This is a genomic window from Paenibacillus sp. 11B (genome assembly GCF_030487755.1).
Lineage (GTDB): Bacteria > Bacillota > Bacilli > Paenibacillales > Paenibacillaceae > Paenibacillus > Paenibacillus vandeheii.
This window is the reverse complement of record NZ_JAUKNS010000001.1, coordinates 1,577,088-1,590,477: the sequence shown is the minus strand read 5'-3', so window position 1 is coordinate 1,590,477 and position 13,390 is coordinate 1,577,088. Positions and strand designations below refer to the sequence as shown.

The following is a 13,390-nucleotide window of genomic DNA, read 5'->3' as shown; positions in this document are numbered from 1 at the left end:
CGATGACAACGATACTAGAAGCAAAAGACGTGAATAAATCCGTAGCAATCGGCGAAAATGAAGAACATAGCATTTTGAAAGATATCAATCTCCAGTTAAAAAAGGGAGAGTTCGTCTCGATCATGGGACCGTCCGGCTCAGGTAAGTCTACATTGCTGTACAACATCAGTGGCATGGATCAGATCAGTGGCGGGAGTGTCTATTTTAACGGCAAGAAAATATCGGCATTTCAGGAGAGTGATCTGGCCAGTCTGCGCTTGACCAGAATGGGGTTTATCTTTCAGAACATTCATCTGCTCAAAAACCTGAACCTGCTCGACAACATTGTGATTTCGGCGTATCTTGCCAAGAACAGCAGCAGGGATGCAATTAATACACGGGCGATGTCACTCATGAAAAAGATGGGGATTGATACGTTGGCTCAACACAATATCACGCAAGCTTCAGGGGGACAGTTGCAGCGGATTGCCATTTGCCGGGCGTTGATCAACAATCCGGATATTCTGTTTGGGGATGAGCCGACAGGGGCACTCAATTCCAAGTCGACACACGAGATTATGGATATTCTCGGGGACATCAATGCTACCGGCACGACCATTCTCCTGGTAACACATGATGTCAAAGTGGCCGCCCGATCGGAACGGGTTCTGTTCATGATGGATGGCAAGCTGGTCGCTGACAAAAATATCGGTAAATATGCAAGAGAACGTCAGGATCTGAAAAACCGGGAAAGTCATCTGTCACAATGGTTAACTGAAATGGGGTTCTAATCGTAGAACTTCACGACTAGAATAGACCGACAGTCGGTCTAATGGATTGGAGGACAGAAGTTGAGATTGATCAAAAATCCGGAAGAACGCAGAAATGAAATACTGGATGCCGCCGAGATTCTGTTCGTGACAAAAGGATACACCAAAGCGACTGTCATGGATATCCTCCAGGCTTGCAGCATTGCGAAGGGTACCTTTTATTATTATTTCCAGTCCAAGGAAGAGGTAATGAACGCCATTGTCATGCGTTTTATTTTGAACGGGGAGGCATCGGCCAAACGTGTGGTAGCTGATCCGAATCTGAACGCGCATGACAAAATTTTTCGCATTATTATGGCGCAGAATCAGCCTGATGACAACAAGCTGGGACTGATTGAGCAATTGCACCATGTACAAAATGTGGAAATGCATCAAAAGAGTCTTGTTGAGACAGTTCTTCGATTAAGCCCCATCCTGGCTGAAGTGGTTGAGCAGGGCATTCAGGAAGGATTGTTTCACACACCCAATCCCAAGGAATCGATTGAATTTTTACTGGTATCCTCACAATTTTTACTGGATCAGGGCATTTTTCAATGGGAAGAAGATCAGCTTCTCAAAAAAGTGGAGGCTTTCGCTCATATCACAGAACGTGTTCTGGGAGCGGAACAAGGAAGCTTCGCCTATGTTACCCGGTTGTATTTCCCTCATCAAGCCTAAACGAGAAAGGAGCACTATCCATGGAACACACGGTTCACAAGTCCTTCGGTAAGTTTCTGGTTGTATGGTTTGGTCAGTTGATCTCCATGATCGGAATTGGTCTCACAGCCTTCTCACTGGGGGTATATGCTTTTGAAAAGACGAATACGGCAACAAGTGTTGCCCTCATTACCTTGTTTACATTTCTGCCCAATATTTTGCTTCGGCCGATTGGAGGTGTCTTGGCAGACCGGTTTGACCGCAGAACGATGATGATCATTGGTGATTTGGGTTCGGCTGCCGGTCTCGTTTTTATTCTGACCATCATGCTTACGAGCGATATTCAGTTATGGCATATCTATGTTGGGGTAGCATTCAGTTCTGTGTTTTCGGCACTGCAAAGCCCGGCATACAAGGCTTCCGCCACCGATTTGCTGGATAAAGACCAATTCTCCAAAGGAAGCGGACTTGTGCAGCTGGCCGAATCCTCCAAATTTTTATTTTCACCCATTATCGCGGGCATACTGCTCAGTATCACAACCATTGAAGTCATTCTGGTCATTAACATTGCGACTTTCCTGATCGCCATTCTGGCCGTGCTGGTTATACGGAAGAGCATGAAGGTCGAGCGGGAGGAAAAGGAAGACCAAAACTGGATGACGGATATTCAGGAGGGATGGCGCGAGGTTGTAACCAATAAGGGAGTACTGCTGCTGGTCATTATTATCTCTTTGGTTACCTTCTACCTCGGATTCCTGGAAACGTTGATTGGTCCAATGCTCTTGTCTTTCACGGATGCCAAAACACTTGGAACATTTCAGTCTGTTAGCGCCATCGGCATGCTGATCAGCAGCTTATGTATCGGCATATTCACGATGACGAAGAAATACGCCAGTGTGCTGGTGATGGGCTTGATCATGTGCGGACTATCCTTCTCACTACTTGGGGTCTCCACGAACATTTATTTTATCATCTTCGCGGGGTTCCTGTTCCTCTCGTCACTTCCGTTTGTCAACATGAGTGCGGATGTGTTGGTGCGTAACAACATTTCAAATGAGAAGCAGGGCAGGGTATGGGGCATCATCGGTATTCTGTCGCAGCTCGGCTTCATCATCGCGTACAGTTTGGCCGGATTTCTGGCCGATCATGTGTTCAACCCGCTGATGGTGGAGGGCGGTGCACTTGCGTCTTCTGTGGGTCAGATCATTGGAACCGGGCCGGGTAGAGGTATCGCCTTGCTGTTTATCATTGCAGGTCTGTTCGTGATCCTGATCGCCCTCATAACGTCCCGCCTGAAGATGATCAAATCACTGGAGCAAAGCAGCGATATTACATCTCCTCCCGATGTGGGGGGATTGGCACACGATTAATCGGATAAGGAATGAGGGAGAGTTAATATTTTTTAAAATGGAACAATTGCGGGAGGTCATCGCTTCTTGAAATTTGAACTGGGACGTTGCTTACTGAATGAACGATTGATGGAATCCGGAAAGTCAGCGGAATGGCTGGCAAAAGAATTGCTTTTTAAACCAGAACGAGTTTACGACTTTATTGATAACAAAAGAGTGATGCCACTCAAAATGGCCATATCAATCGCCGATTCCATCGGTTGTGACGTTCGTGCCTTGTATGAATTAATTCCGAATGATAATAATGCAATGTGAGATTAATGGAATAAGTGGTAGGTTGAATGCATTAAGGCTACAAACTTGATGCATTAAGCTAACGGGTAGGTTAGTTCAATCGTGTGGAGAGTACCTCTTAGAGACTCACAAAGGCAGGAAAGGTCGCAAATCATGTGGAATAAATATACAACTTTATCTTTTTTGGAGGTTGTAAAATGGCGTTCCCGACACATATTGTATCTGCAGGCGGAATTGTTGAAGATGGAACTGGAAATATCCTTTTAGTAAAAGCCCATGACGATGGTTGGGTGTATCCTGGTGGGATAACTGAAGTTGGAGAAAATCTGATTGATGGCGTCATTCGTGAAATCAAAGAGGAAAGTGGAATAGACGCCACGGTTAGCCATTTAATTAGTGTTGTTTCGAATACAGCAATTCATAAGTGGTATGACGGTGTGACTGATGTCCCTACGAAGGTCATGTTTGATTTTGTGTGTAAAGCTGAGGGTGGAGAGTTAGCTACTTCTATTGAAACGAGCGAATGCAGGTGGGTTCCAAAGGAAAATGTTCTGGATTTGATTACTTTACCTGGAATCCGCATGCGTTATGAAGCTTATTTGAACTTTAACGGCTCTGTGAATTATATAGAGTATGTCACTGCGTCAACGACAGAATTTAATGTCAAGCTTCAAAGGAGTGTTTAGTTGTACGAGGAATCGTGTATTGAACTAACGGGTAACGAGAGTTGAATAAAGAAGAGAAGGCATCTGGTCAGAGCGATCAGTTGCCTTTTTTAAGCTAACCGGCAGGTTAGTTCGGATTGGTGATTTCACTGCGCTAGATCATTAGAACGAGCTGTGTGGTAAAATATAGGAGAACTATTCAAAAAGAATGGAGGAGGCAACAATAGATAATGCTCAATGTATACCGAAAACGTGGTCCATTCTTTTTGAAGAATAGAATAATTCAGATAGCATTTCAGTTTTTTATATCAGCGATAATCGGAGTTATATATGCATTTATGATCATTAATGAAACAATAGGTGGATATATTAATAAAGTATTACCGAGTAACGATGGACCGGATCTTCATCAATATTTGCCCATTGTGATCACTGTGTTCATTTACTCATGCTTCATTCAAAAGAAACAAAGAAATGTTCTGGAAAAAATCTCATTCAGCTGTCTTCATATTTTCATTGCTATACTAAGCTTTATTTCTTCTTTTGTCGTTATATTGATGGTTCAATTCCCATTGATGAATTAATACATCAATACGCTTACGGGAAAGGGTAGTTGAATAAAAAAACAAGAAAGCAGTCGATTTATGTAATCGGCTGCTTTTTGTTAAACTAAGGGGCAGAAAGTTGTCCTTTCTTAATAAAAGAGTTTAAAACGTGATGAGTTTCGGTCGATCAAGGTTTACAAATCGATTTTCCAGTTGCCCATCATCTTGGCGACTTCGGGATCGCGGTACGATAAGAAAAGACTTTCCCGCGTATCGAGGGCCGAAATTTGTTCGATATCGTCAGCGCTCAACTCAAAATCAAAAATGTTGAAGTTTTCGACGATCCGCTCTTTTTTTACCGATTTTGGGATTACAACGACTTCACGCTGAACAAGCCAACGCAACACGACCTGGGCGACGGACTTATTGTGTTTTGACGCGATCGATGTCAGCACTTCGTTGCCGAACAGGTTGCCCCTTCCTTCAGCGAACGGTGCCCACGACTGGTGCTGCACTCCCTGCTCCTTCATAAAAGCGCCATTCTCAATCTGCTGATAAAACGGGTGCGTTTCGACCTGGTTAACGGCAGGCACGATTTCATTATGCATGATGAGGTCCATCAGACGGTCGGGCAGGAAGTTGCTGACACCGATCGCCTTGATTTTACCTTCGCGGTACAGGTCTTCCATTGCACGCCAAGCGCCGTAGTAATCGCCGAACGGCTGGTGAATAAGATATAGATCGAGATAGTCGAGCTGTAGCTTTTTTAAGGATTTGGAAAAAGCCAGCTTGGCGCGCTCGTAGTCGGCATCCTGAACCCAGAGCTTGGTCGTAATGAACAGCTCCTCACGCGGTATGCCGCTGCGCTTGATCGCACGTCCGACCGCTTCCTCATTCAGATAACCGGAGGCGGTGTCGATCAGACGGTAACCAGCCATCAGCGCTTCATATACGGAGTTCTCGCATTCTTCAGCATCTGGAACTTGGTAGACACCAAAGCCGATGATCGGCATTTTCACACCATTGTTTAATGTTACAGTTTGCATTGTAATTCCTCCTAGGGTTTAAGTGTAAAACAGCAAACGGCGCGTATCCCGGGAATCGGGCACTGCAACGCTAATTCCACATACGGCTGAATTTGCATTACAATAAGCTTAGAACCTTCGTGCTACACGAAGGCAAGCGTCTTATAAATTTTTTTTCGAGGAGGGTTTCACATGCATACGGTTAAAGAAGCCGCCAAGATAACGGGACTCACCGAGCACGCCGTGCGTTTTTACACGGATAAAGGCCTGGTGCCAAGCGTACAGCGCAATCAAAACAACATTCGGATGTTCGACGATGAATCGATCAACTGGTTGCATGGCGTCAAATGTCTCAAGCAATCCGGGATGCCAATTGAATTTATCAAAAAGTATATAGATCTATGTCTCGAAGGGGATTCGACCATCCCGCAACGCTTCGCACTCATGATGGAGCATAAAGAAGCGGCCCTCGTTCAGCTCGAAGAAGCCAAACGGCATATTGCACATTTGGAACAAAAGACCGTGCTATATCAGGCCATTTTGGACCAACGTATTCCGGACACGACCAACCCTGGTAACTGGGACAAAATTCAACATATGCACGCTGACGTATTTTACTCGCCCTCTGTTCATAAGGTGTGAGCGATATTCAAGCACATCAACAGGTTTGGAGAAAACCCTCGGTTTAAAACTCTTGATTGGCTTGCAATGAACAAGATTCATGTCAGTCCAGATTGAACTAAAGGGAAACGTTAGTGGAATAATATACATTAATGAGCAGGTACTTCGGTATCCTGCTCTTTTTATTAAATTAATGGGCAGGTTAGCATAAAAGATTATCTTAACGTTCAGAATTACCTTTAATAAGTACATCATTGCGCTATATTATAATTAATTATCGATATGAATTCTCCAAGGAAACTTAATTGTGCACAAATAGTTGCGAAATGAAAACGGTGCATAACTATAATTCTATTAAGAGGAGGGATAGGATGGATTGGCTTATGAGGATGAATCGGGCGTTGGATTACATCGAATTGAATCTAACCGAAAAGATCGAATTGAAGGAAATTGCTCAATGTGCTTGTTGTTCTTCACATCAGTTCCAGAGAATGTTCTCATTCATTACTGATGTGTCTCTTGCGGAATATATAAGGAGAAGACGGCTTACACTCGCTGCAATTGAATTGCAGAATAGTGATATAAGAGTTGTTGACATTGCTATAAAGTATGGTTATGAATCTCCAGTTTCATTCGCAAGGGCTTTTCAATCGTTGCATGGTGTTAACCCAGCAATGGCTCGAGAAGAAGGGACAGCTCTCAAAGCCTATCCTCGGCTTTCCTTCCTTATTTCAATTAAAGGGGAAAAGGCTATGAACTACCGTATCGAGACAAAAGAATCCTTTCAAGTATTCGGAATTGAAAAAGTGCTTCAACTAAACGGAGTGGATACACCAGCAGAATTATGGAAGCAAAGCCATGCTAACGGCGAGGTTGAAAGGCTTGCGAACAATGCAGGCGATTTACCAGCCTTTTTAAATCAGGACTATCATAAAGTGCATGCTGTTTGTAGTTACAAAAAAACAGATGAGAATAGTTTTTCGTATATGCTGTCCGCATTTAAAGGGGATTCAAGTAAAACTGATGGGTACACAAGTATAACAATACCAGCTCAAACATGGGTAATTTTCCCATCTGATCTGTTCACATGGAATAAATTTGATGAAACAATTGAGACATTATATAAACGCTTCTTCTCCGAATGGCTTCCCACTGCTGGATATGAACAGGTCGATGGAATGGAATTTGAGATTACAGGAGGTAAAGACGGGCTTAATTTTGTTGAGCTATGGTTTGCAGTAAGGAAAATAAATAAGGTGTGATTGTATAAGAACGTCTTCTTTTTTAATTATAATTAAAACAAAATTTTTTCAGCTAACGGGAAACTATAATTGATTAAACGACGAAAATGAATCTGCCTGTGTTGGACCGGCAGCTTCATTACGTTAACGGGCAGGATTGTTCAATAACTTCGCGAATACTTTAAAATGGATAATTTTCGTGAAGTCAGTGTTAGCTGAAAGATACGCAAAAATAAAATGATGAAAGGCGGATTCTATTGAAGCCAGGGATTATAGTTCTTCTTAATGGTACTTCAAGTTCTGGAAAGACAAGCATATCTAATGAATTATTAACTCAAATTGATATCCCATTTCAACATTTATCATTTGATAATTTTATTAATGGGGTATTTCATAGTTATAAAGATTTCGTTAATAGCACATATCCGAGTATTGAAACAAATGGTGCAGAGGATGGACAATTAATAAATCAAATTCTTGCAGATCCGTTGATTTCATTATACTACTCGACAATAAAACTATTTTCTGCGATGGGAAACAACGTAGTTGTAGATTCTGTTATAGGTAATGACAAATGGTTCAATACTTGTATTGAATTATTATCAGATCACCCTGTCTTATTCGTAGTAGTTAAATGTTCAAAGGAAGAACTTGCTAGAAGAGAACAACTTAGAGGAGACAGGGAGATTGGTTTAGCAAGTTCACAATACGATAACGTGTATTGCTTTAATGAATATGATCTTGAATTTAATACTGAAATAATGAGATCGAGTGAGTGTGCTAATGAGATATTAAATTTTATAAGATCTAATAAAGAATACACTGCTTTTAAGAAGTTGATTAAGGGGGAAAGTGTAAGTAAGTAGTCCAAAGAAGGCGTATCCATCAGCTAACATCATATTCACGCTTCGGGTCATTCGGCTCTCGGTCCTGTTAAACTAACGGGAAACGATAGTTCAATAATATGAAGAAAGCAGCAGATCAATGTGATCGGCTGCTTTTGTTCAAATAATAGGCAGGATAGTCAAATATCCAGAAAAAGAATCCTTTGTACCGAAAATCAAAATTTTCGGCAATTTTTTGGGGAATCCATATTGCTTTTCCGCAGCGTCTACAAAGTCAAAAATCGATAAAAGATATAAGAGAAAACGAATGTCAATACAAACGATACAAGAGATAACTTTCGATCACTATTCCACGCTCGAAATCCGTTAGCCACATATAAAACAATCACTGAAAAGAGAATGATTAAAACGTTACTCCAAAACAGCAAATTTAAAAGTACAGTTAAGGCAGTCAAACACCATATAACTGTAAACTATAGAGGATACTTCGATAAATATTTTTTAAGCATGTGCTCCTCCTGAAAATCCGTAATGAATTATTAACCTAATCTTATTCGTCACGGTTTGATTAATACCTTTATAGTCGATCATTGTGAACGGCTGTTTTGTTAAGTTATTAGGCAGGTTAGGTTAGTTATAGGATATACATTACCGATGTTTAATGCTAGATTGTAATTTAAGCAATCAGAAGAAAAAGAGAGATAGAGGACCGAGTCATGATGAAAAAAGTGTTACAAATAACTATACTATCAACTTTAGTGTTAACCCTTGTTGCTTGTTCTGTTACAAAAGATGGTGAACAATTATCAAGCGAACAAGGTCAAGCATATGAAAATGCAACCGCTACTGATTATGCGAGGTTTTTCAAAGGTAGAGGACAGACTGTTGTCTTTGCTAATGGAACCTCCCTGCACTATGAAATTGCAGAAAACCATACAGACTCCATGGGTAGCGAAAACGATGGCGATTGGGTAGTCAAAGAGTCCTCGGAACAGCTTATTGTAAGTGTCAACAGCGAAGAAATCAATATTACGGATGCTCTTAAGGAAAAAGGCTATTTTTACTATAGCTATCGGGATGATGTTAACATTCTGCATCGACTATATATCGTTAGAAATGCAGGCGGTACCAAGGATTACGCAGAACGCTGGTACTCCCAAGCTGAATTGCTACCTGAGCTTGGCATGAGTGGAGGTTCAAGAGGACTCAGCGGACCTTTGGGAACGGCAATTATGTCTGCCGAAGTTGAAGTGAAATATGATAATGTTGATCTTGATTTTGCACTACAAAAGCATTTAAAACAATATTGGAACGAATATGGGCAAGACTCATTGTAATCCATAAGCTAACGGGTAGATAGCTTTAATAAAACCAAGAAAGCAGCTGACCAACGTGATTGGCTGCTTTTTGTTCAACTAACGGACAGAATACCACGAAGCTTAGGAGGAGTAGGAAGATGATTCGGGGTGTAATTATTGAAGGGATGTCTACTGTAGGAAAAACATCATTATTTTCTGCTATAAAGAGATTACATAGTCAAACACCGAATAGTGAAAAAACTATAGTTGCAGTAAGTGAACACTATTCACAAGTATTGCATTCATACCAAGGTGTTTTAAGATCCATGGATAAGGAAGAACATATTTCACTTCTAAGTCGACATGTTGATTATCTTGAACAACAATACGATTGGATTAACTCTCTTGGTCATTCAAAACCATCAAAAGGTATATTCTTTCTTTTAGAGAGGTTTCATATAAATCATAGAGCCGAATTTAAAGCCTCTCCTGAGATCGAGTTGCTTGAGAAACGTCTATCCAGCATGAATGCACATTGTGTACTCTTAACCTTGCCCCCGGATGCAGTTGAGCCTAGGTTTATTGAAAGTCGCGGTGAAGCGTGGAAGTCATATGTGATGGGAAAGTCTACTACTACCCAAGTATGTGAAACGTTTTTAGATAATCAAGAAAACCTTCGAATGGCTACGAAACAATCGTTTATTCCAACTTTAGAGATTAACACAGATGAAGCGGATTGGGATGCTTATGCGAAACAAGTCCTTACGGATTTACGTTAAAAGGTGGTGTTCAACGATGAGACGAAGAGGGGGAAATCGAAATGAAGACAATCAAGTGCATGATGGACCACCTGTACTGGGCAGACGGACGTATCTTGGACGCGCTCGAGGAGAGTGGGACGCAGAACAAGGACCTTCTGAAACTCGTTCGGCACGTTGCGGTCGCGGAACGAGTCTGGCTGTCTCGATTGCAGGGCAAGGGAAGTACGCAATATTCGTTGTGGGAGGAATCGGAAGACCTGACGGCGATCCGGACGATGTTCGAAGAAAACGCTGAGCAATATCGCGTCTATATCGAAGGGCTTGAGGAATCTGAGTTGGACGAAATGATCGACTATGCGAATCAGAGCGGGGTTCCATTCCGAACATCCGTCCGGGACATCCTGTTGCAGGTCCTCTTACATGGGCAATATCACCGGGGACAGATCAACCGGGCAATTCGGATCGAATCGGCAGAACCTGTCCAAGTGGATTACATCACGTTCGCGAGGCTCTAACGGGCAGGATAGTGTGGCCTATAGAGGACTGGATATTCATAGATAGGTTTCTTAATAAGAGGAAAAGAAACCTATCCCGAGGATAACCGAAAGAGGATTAGCGAATATAGATTTCAATCAATCATTAAACTCAACAAACACATGCATATACTTATCTAATCCTGGAAGACCGGTCGTTTCTTTGATATCCAAAAATTTAAGTTTTTCTTCCCAGTCCACTCTTTCTTGGTCGGACTCATCAGCAGCTACTTCAAAAATATATGCTAGAACAAAGGCATCGATACTCGAGACTCCGTTTATCAATTGTACCCAATCTTGGGGAAGAGCTACTTGGTTCTTACCCACTGCGATGCTCTTACCAGAGAAATTAAGAATCAATTCCTGTTCTTGATTTTTAATCGTAGTCAGTTTGTTCTTTCCATCCCATTTAATTGTTGCTCCGGATGCTTTAAAGACATCCTTCACTGGAACATAAATGGAGTTATACGTCGTTGTAGTCAACTTGTGGTTCTTTGTGATATTTAGTTCTATCTTTTTTAATGAAGGATTATATGTATACGCGGCACGTTCCTTAAAAGGTAGATCTTTTAAAGGTTGGTCCTTAGCAGATGCAACCGACACTACACCCACAACTAAAGATGACATCAACAATAGAGAAATTATTCGCTTCATCTTGATTCCTCCTTAAGTATTGTTATTCACGTAACATAAACGCTACAAGCCGAGAAAAGGTTTCCTTTAAAATCCATTTGTATGAACGGTGATATATCTTTTTTTTCCAAAACGAAAATTATCCATTAATCTAACGGGCAGGATTGCTTCATCAATTATCGAATGCTTTAACGAACATTTCTATTTAAGGGAGCTTAGGCATGGAAATTAAGATACGAGAAATTGTAGCGAATGATTATAATGAAGTTGTTTTTTTATGGAACGATGTGCTTGGAATTTGCAATGTTAATGATGAAAACTTTCGAGTTATTACAGAAAAAATGAATGAGGAGGGGAATTACAAAACATTTGTTGCATTATTTGAAAATGATGTGGTTGGTTTTCTAACTGTAGTTCAGGCATTAGCTATAGGGGTTTCGATTGGTTATTTACATATACAAGCTCTGGCCGTAAAAAAGGAATTTCAGCATCGTGGGGTAGGTACAAAACTATTAAGACACACTGAAAATTATGCTAAAGAACTCGGAATATCTAGTATTATTTTATGCAGCGGATTCAAGCGAACTGACGCCCATGCGTTCTATGAGCATAATGGCTATGACAAAGATTCATACTGCTTTGATAAGGCTGTTAACCTGGACTAGTAAGTAATAATTAAATCAAATTAATCAATTATTTCCTTTACTTGAGAGGGGATTGAGACGTATAATCCGTTCAGACATCAGAGCAAGAAGAGGGGAAAAATGATTATGAATAACGGGTTGATCAACGCTATTATCGCGTATATTATGTGGGGGGTTCTCCCGCTTTATTGGAAGTTGTTTAGCGAAGTGCCGGCAGGCGAGATTCTATCACATCGGGTTGTCTGGTCATTCGTTTTCATGGGTATTCTGGTCGCCGCCCAGCGCCGCTGGGGTGATATAAAGCGAGTTGCGACTAATCGCTCGCTCCTGCTGTCGCTCGCCGCGAGCGGACTGCTGATTGCTGCCAATTGGCTCATCTTCATCTGGGCAGTCAACAACGGCCATGTCGTAGAGACAAGCCTTGGCTATTATTTGAATCCATTGCTGAACGTGTTGTTAGCGGTCGCCTTCCTTCGTGAGAAACCAAACCGCGGACAATGGCTTGCGATTGCCATTGCTGGCGTCGCGGTACTCATCATCGCGATTGACTATGGGCGTTTTCCGTGGGTCGCGATCTCGCTGGCTGCGTCATTTGGTTTGTATGGCCTGGCGAAGAAGAAGATCAAGCAGGACGCTTCTATAGGCTTATTTTCGGAGACGGCTGTAGTCCTGCCTGTCGCGCTCGGCTACTGGATCTATTTGGCCGTCGTGGGGAAAACGACGGCATGGACGCTGCCTGCACCGACGTTCATCGAATTGCTTCTTTCCGGCGTAGTCACGGCGCTGCCGCTGCTCTTTTTTGCGCGTGCAGCCGCCCGGATGTCGCTGTCAACCCTCGGCTTCGTTCAGTACATCGGGCCGACGATCATGCTGTTACTGAGCATATTTGTATTCAAGGAATCGGTCTCGCCGGTTCTGCTCGTTGGCTTTGCGCTCATCTGGACGGCGCTTGTCGTATACGCTACAGCATCGATTCGCGGCACGAAACTCGCGAAGGCGAGCTGATGATAAAGGACCTTAGTAGGGATGAAGTGGAAAGCCCTGGAGCATCAATCAAATGAAAGGTGTGGGATTACCATGATTACAGCCACACTTAGCAAATGGGGAAATAGCAGTGCAATTCGCATTCCTAACCAATTACTTAAGCATCTTAATCTGGAAGAAGGCTCGGAAATTGAAATTTTGGTGACAGCAGATAATGAATTGTTGTTACGTCCAAAAACCAAGCCTGAAGAGTCCAATGAGGAACTACGTAACCATCTAAAGAATTTGCTCTCTAAAGTGAAACAGGATACAAGACATAAAGTAATAGACTTTGGCACGGAAGGGAACGAGCTACTTTAATCATTCCCAGCGAGGCGACCGACCGATGAAGTAACGGGTCTTGCTGTTGTATGTGGCTTAATGAGCCAATCCCTATGAAATCAGTTCTACGCAATGTCCGTTCTATTTTGGCATAATTTAAGATTATTAGCTGTTCGTTTACCAAAA

At 42.1% G+C, this 13,390-nt stretch carries 16 protein-coding genes; 14 read left to right on the top strand and 2 right to left on the bottom strand.

The features are described 5' to 3' along the window. The first annotated feature begins 2 nt into the window (after window positions 1-2). The 5 genes from Q0V21_RS07065 (at window position 3) to Q0V21_RS07045 (ending at window position 3,774) form a co-directional block, all read left to right on the top strand. A complete protein-coding gene (locus Q0V21_RS07065) occupies window positions 3-770 on the top strand; it encodes an ABC transporter ATP-binding protein (protein ID WP_079350535.1) in 768 nt (255 codons plus the stop codon). Window positions 771-830: 60 nt separating this feature from the next. Next, a complete protein-coding gene (locus tag Q0V21_RS07060) occupies window positions 831-1,466 on the top strand; it encodes a TetR/AcrR family transcriptional regulator (RefSeq protein ID WP_079350534.1) in 636 nt (211 codons plus the stop codon). A 20-nt stretch (window positions 1,467-1,486) separates the two neighbouring features. Next, a complete protein-coding gene (locus Q0V21_RS07055) occupies window positions 1,487-2,815 on the top strand; it encodes an MFS transporter (protein ID WP_079350533.1) in 1,329 nt (442 codons plus the stop codon). Between the two features lie 66 nt (window positions 2,816-2,881). Next, entirely contained in the window at window positions 2,882-3,109 is a 228-nt protein-coding gene (locus tag Q0V21_RS07050; protein ID WP_079350532.1) for a transcriptional regulator, read from the top strand. Between the two features lie 176 nt (window positions 3,110-3,285). After that, a complete protein-coding gene (locus Q0V21_RS07045) occupies window positions 3,286-3,774 on the top strand; it encodes an NUDIX hydrolase (RefSeq protein WP_079350531.1) in 489 nt (162 codons plus the stop codon). Between the two features lie 718 nt (window positions 3,775-4,492). Here the strand turns inward: Q0V21_RS07045 and Q0V21_RS07040 are convergent. After that, the gene (locus Q0V21_RS07040; RefSeq protein ID WP_079350529.1) at window positions 4,493-5,344 is read right to left on the bottom strand and encodes an aldo/keto reductase; all 852 of its coding nucleotides are present in this window, start codon (window positions 5,342-5,344) and stop codon (window positions 4,493-4,495) included. A 171-nt stretch (window positions 5,345-5,515) separates the two neighbouring features. On the opposite strand from Q0V21_RS07040, the gene Q0V21_RS07035 reads away from it, so the two are divergent. The 6 genes from Q0V21_RS07035 to Q0V21_RS07010 all read left to right on the top strand — a co-directional run bounded on the left by Q0V21_RS07035 (window position 5,516) and on the right by Q0V21_RS07010 (window position 10,604). Next, window positions 5,516-5,965 (top strand): MerR family transcriptional regulator, encoded by a 450-nt coding sequence (locus Q0V21_RS07035; RefSeq protein WP_079350528.1) that lies wholly within the window; start codon window positions 5,516-5,518, stop codon window positions 5,963-5,965. A 350-nt stretch (window positions 5,966-6,315) separates the two neighbouring features. Further along, window positions 6,316-7,206, top strand: coding sequence for an AraC family transcriptional regulator (locus tag Q0V21_RS07030; RefSeq protein WP_079350527.1), 891 nt, complete (start codon window positions 6,316-6,318; stop codon window positions 7,204-7,206). Between the two features lie 236 nt (window positions 7,207-7,442). Beyond that, window positions 7,443-8,051: a chloramphenicol phosphotransferase CPT family protein gene (locus Q0V21_RS07025; RefSeq protein WP_079350526.1), complete on the top strand. Its 609-nt coding sequence runs from the start codon at window positions 7,443-7,445 to the stop codon at window positions 8,049-8,051. 695 nt (window positions 8,052-8,746) lie between these two features. Next, window positions 8,747-9,367, top strand: a complete 621-nt coding sequence (locus Q0V21_RS07020; RefSeq protein ID WP_079350525.1) for a hypothetical protein — start codon at window positions 8,747-8,749, stop codon at window positions 9,365-9,367. Window positions 9,368-9,486: 119 nt separating this feature from the next. Further along, on the top strand, window positions 9,487-10,107 hold the full coding sequence (locus tag Q0V21_RS07015) for a hypothetical protein (RefSeq protein ID WP_079350524.1): 621 nt from the start codon (window positions 9,487-9,489) through the stop codon (window positions 10,105-10,107). A gap of 41 nt (window positions 10,108-10,148) precedes the next feature. After that, window positions 10,149-10,604: a DinB family protein gene (locus Q0V21_RS07010; protein ID WP_079350523.1), complete on the top strand. Its 456-nt coding sequence runs from the start codon at window positions 10,149-10,151 to the stop codon at window positions 10,602-10,604. A 117-nt stretch (window positions 10,605-10,721) separates the two neighbouring features. Here Q0V21_RS07010 and Q0V21_RS07005 read toward each other — a convergent pair whose 3' ends face one another. Next, a complete protein-coding gene (locus Q0V21_RS07005; protein WP_079350522.1) occupies window positions 10,722-11,276 on the bottom strand; it encodes a stalk domain-containing protein in 555 nt (184 codons plus the stop codon). A gap of 200 nt (window positions 11,277-11,476) precedes the next feature. Here Q0V21_RS07005 and Q0V21_RS07000 point away from each other — a divergent pair, with 200 nt between their 5' ends. The 3 genes from Q0V21_RS07000 (at window position 11,477) to Q0V21_RS06990 (ending at window position 13,243) form a co-directional block, all read left to right on the top strand. Next, window positions 11,477-11,920: a GNAT family N-acetyltransferase gene (locus tag Q0V21_RS07000; protein ID WP_079350521.1), complete on the top strand. Its 444-nt coding sequence runs from the start codon at window positions 11,477-11,479 to the stop codon at window positions 11,918-11,920. Window positions 11,921-12,025: 105 nt separating this feature from the next. Next, entirely contained in the window at window positions 12,026-12,904 is an 879-nt protein-coding gene (rarD, locus tag Q0V21_RS06995) for an EamA family transporter RarD (protein WP_079350726.1), read from the top strand. A 21-nt stretch (window positions 12,905-12,925) separates the two neighbouring features. Further along, on the top strand, window positions 12,926-13,243 hold the full coding sequence (locus tag Q0V21_RS06990; protein ID WP_285078723.1) for an AbrB/MazE/SpoVT family DNA-binding domain-containing protein: 318 nt from the start codon (window positions 12,926-12,928) through the stop codon (window positions 13,241-13,243). Window positions 13,244-13,390: the final 147 nt, after the last annotated feature.

Coding starts and splice junctions, on each gene's coding strand:
- Q0V21_RS07065 (WP_079350535.1), top strand. CDS start 3: ATGACAACGATACTAGAAGCAAAAGACGTGAATAAATCCGTAGCAATC.
- Q0V21_RS07055 (WP_079350533.1), top strand. CDS start 1,487: ATGGAACACACGGTTCACAAGTCCTTCGGTAAGTTTCTGGTTGTATGG.
- Q0V21_RS07045 (WP_079350531.1), top strand. CDS start 3,286: ATGGCGTTCCCGACACATATTGTATCTGCAGGCGGAATTGTTGAAGAT.
- Q0V21_RS07040 (WP_079350529.1), bottom strand. CDS start 5,344: ATGCAAACTGTAACATTAAACAATGGTGTGAAAATGCCGATCATCGGC.
- Q0V21_RS07035 (WP_079350528.1), top strand. CDS start 5,516: ATGCATACGGTTAAAGAAGCCGCCAAGATAACGGGACTCACCGAGCAC.
- Q0V21_RS07030 (WP_079350527.1), top strand. CDS start 6,316: ATGGATTGGCTTATGAGGATGAATCGGGCGTTGGATTACATCGAATTG.
- Q0V21_RS07020 (WP_079350525.1), top strand. CDS start 8,747: ATGATGAAAAAAGTGTTACAAATAACTATACTATCAACTTTAGTGTTA.
- Q0V21_RS07015 (WP_079350524.1), top strand. CDS start 9,487: ATGATTCGGGGTGTAATTATTGAAGGGATGTCTACTGTAGGAAAAACA.
- Q0V21_RS07010 (WP_079350523.1), top strand. CDS start 10,149: ATGAAGACAATCAAGTGCATGATGGACCACCTGTACTGGGCAGACGGA.
- Q0V21_RS07005 (WP_079350522.1), bottom strand. CDS start 11,276: ATGAAGCGAATAATTTCTCTATTGTTGATGTCATCTTTAGTTGTGGGT.
- Q0V21_RS07000 (WP_079350521.1), top strand. CDS start 11,477: ATGGAAATTAAGATACGAGAAATTGTAGCGAATGATTATAATGAAGTT.
- rarD (WP_079350726.1), top strand. CDS start 12,026: ATGAATAACGGGTTGATCAACGCTATTATCGCGTATATTATGTGGGGG.
- Q0V21_RS06990 (WP_285078723.1), top strand. CDS start 12,926: ATGAAGTGGAAAGCCCTGGAGCATCAATCAAATGAAAGGTGTGGGATT.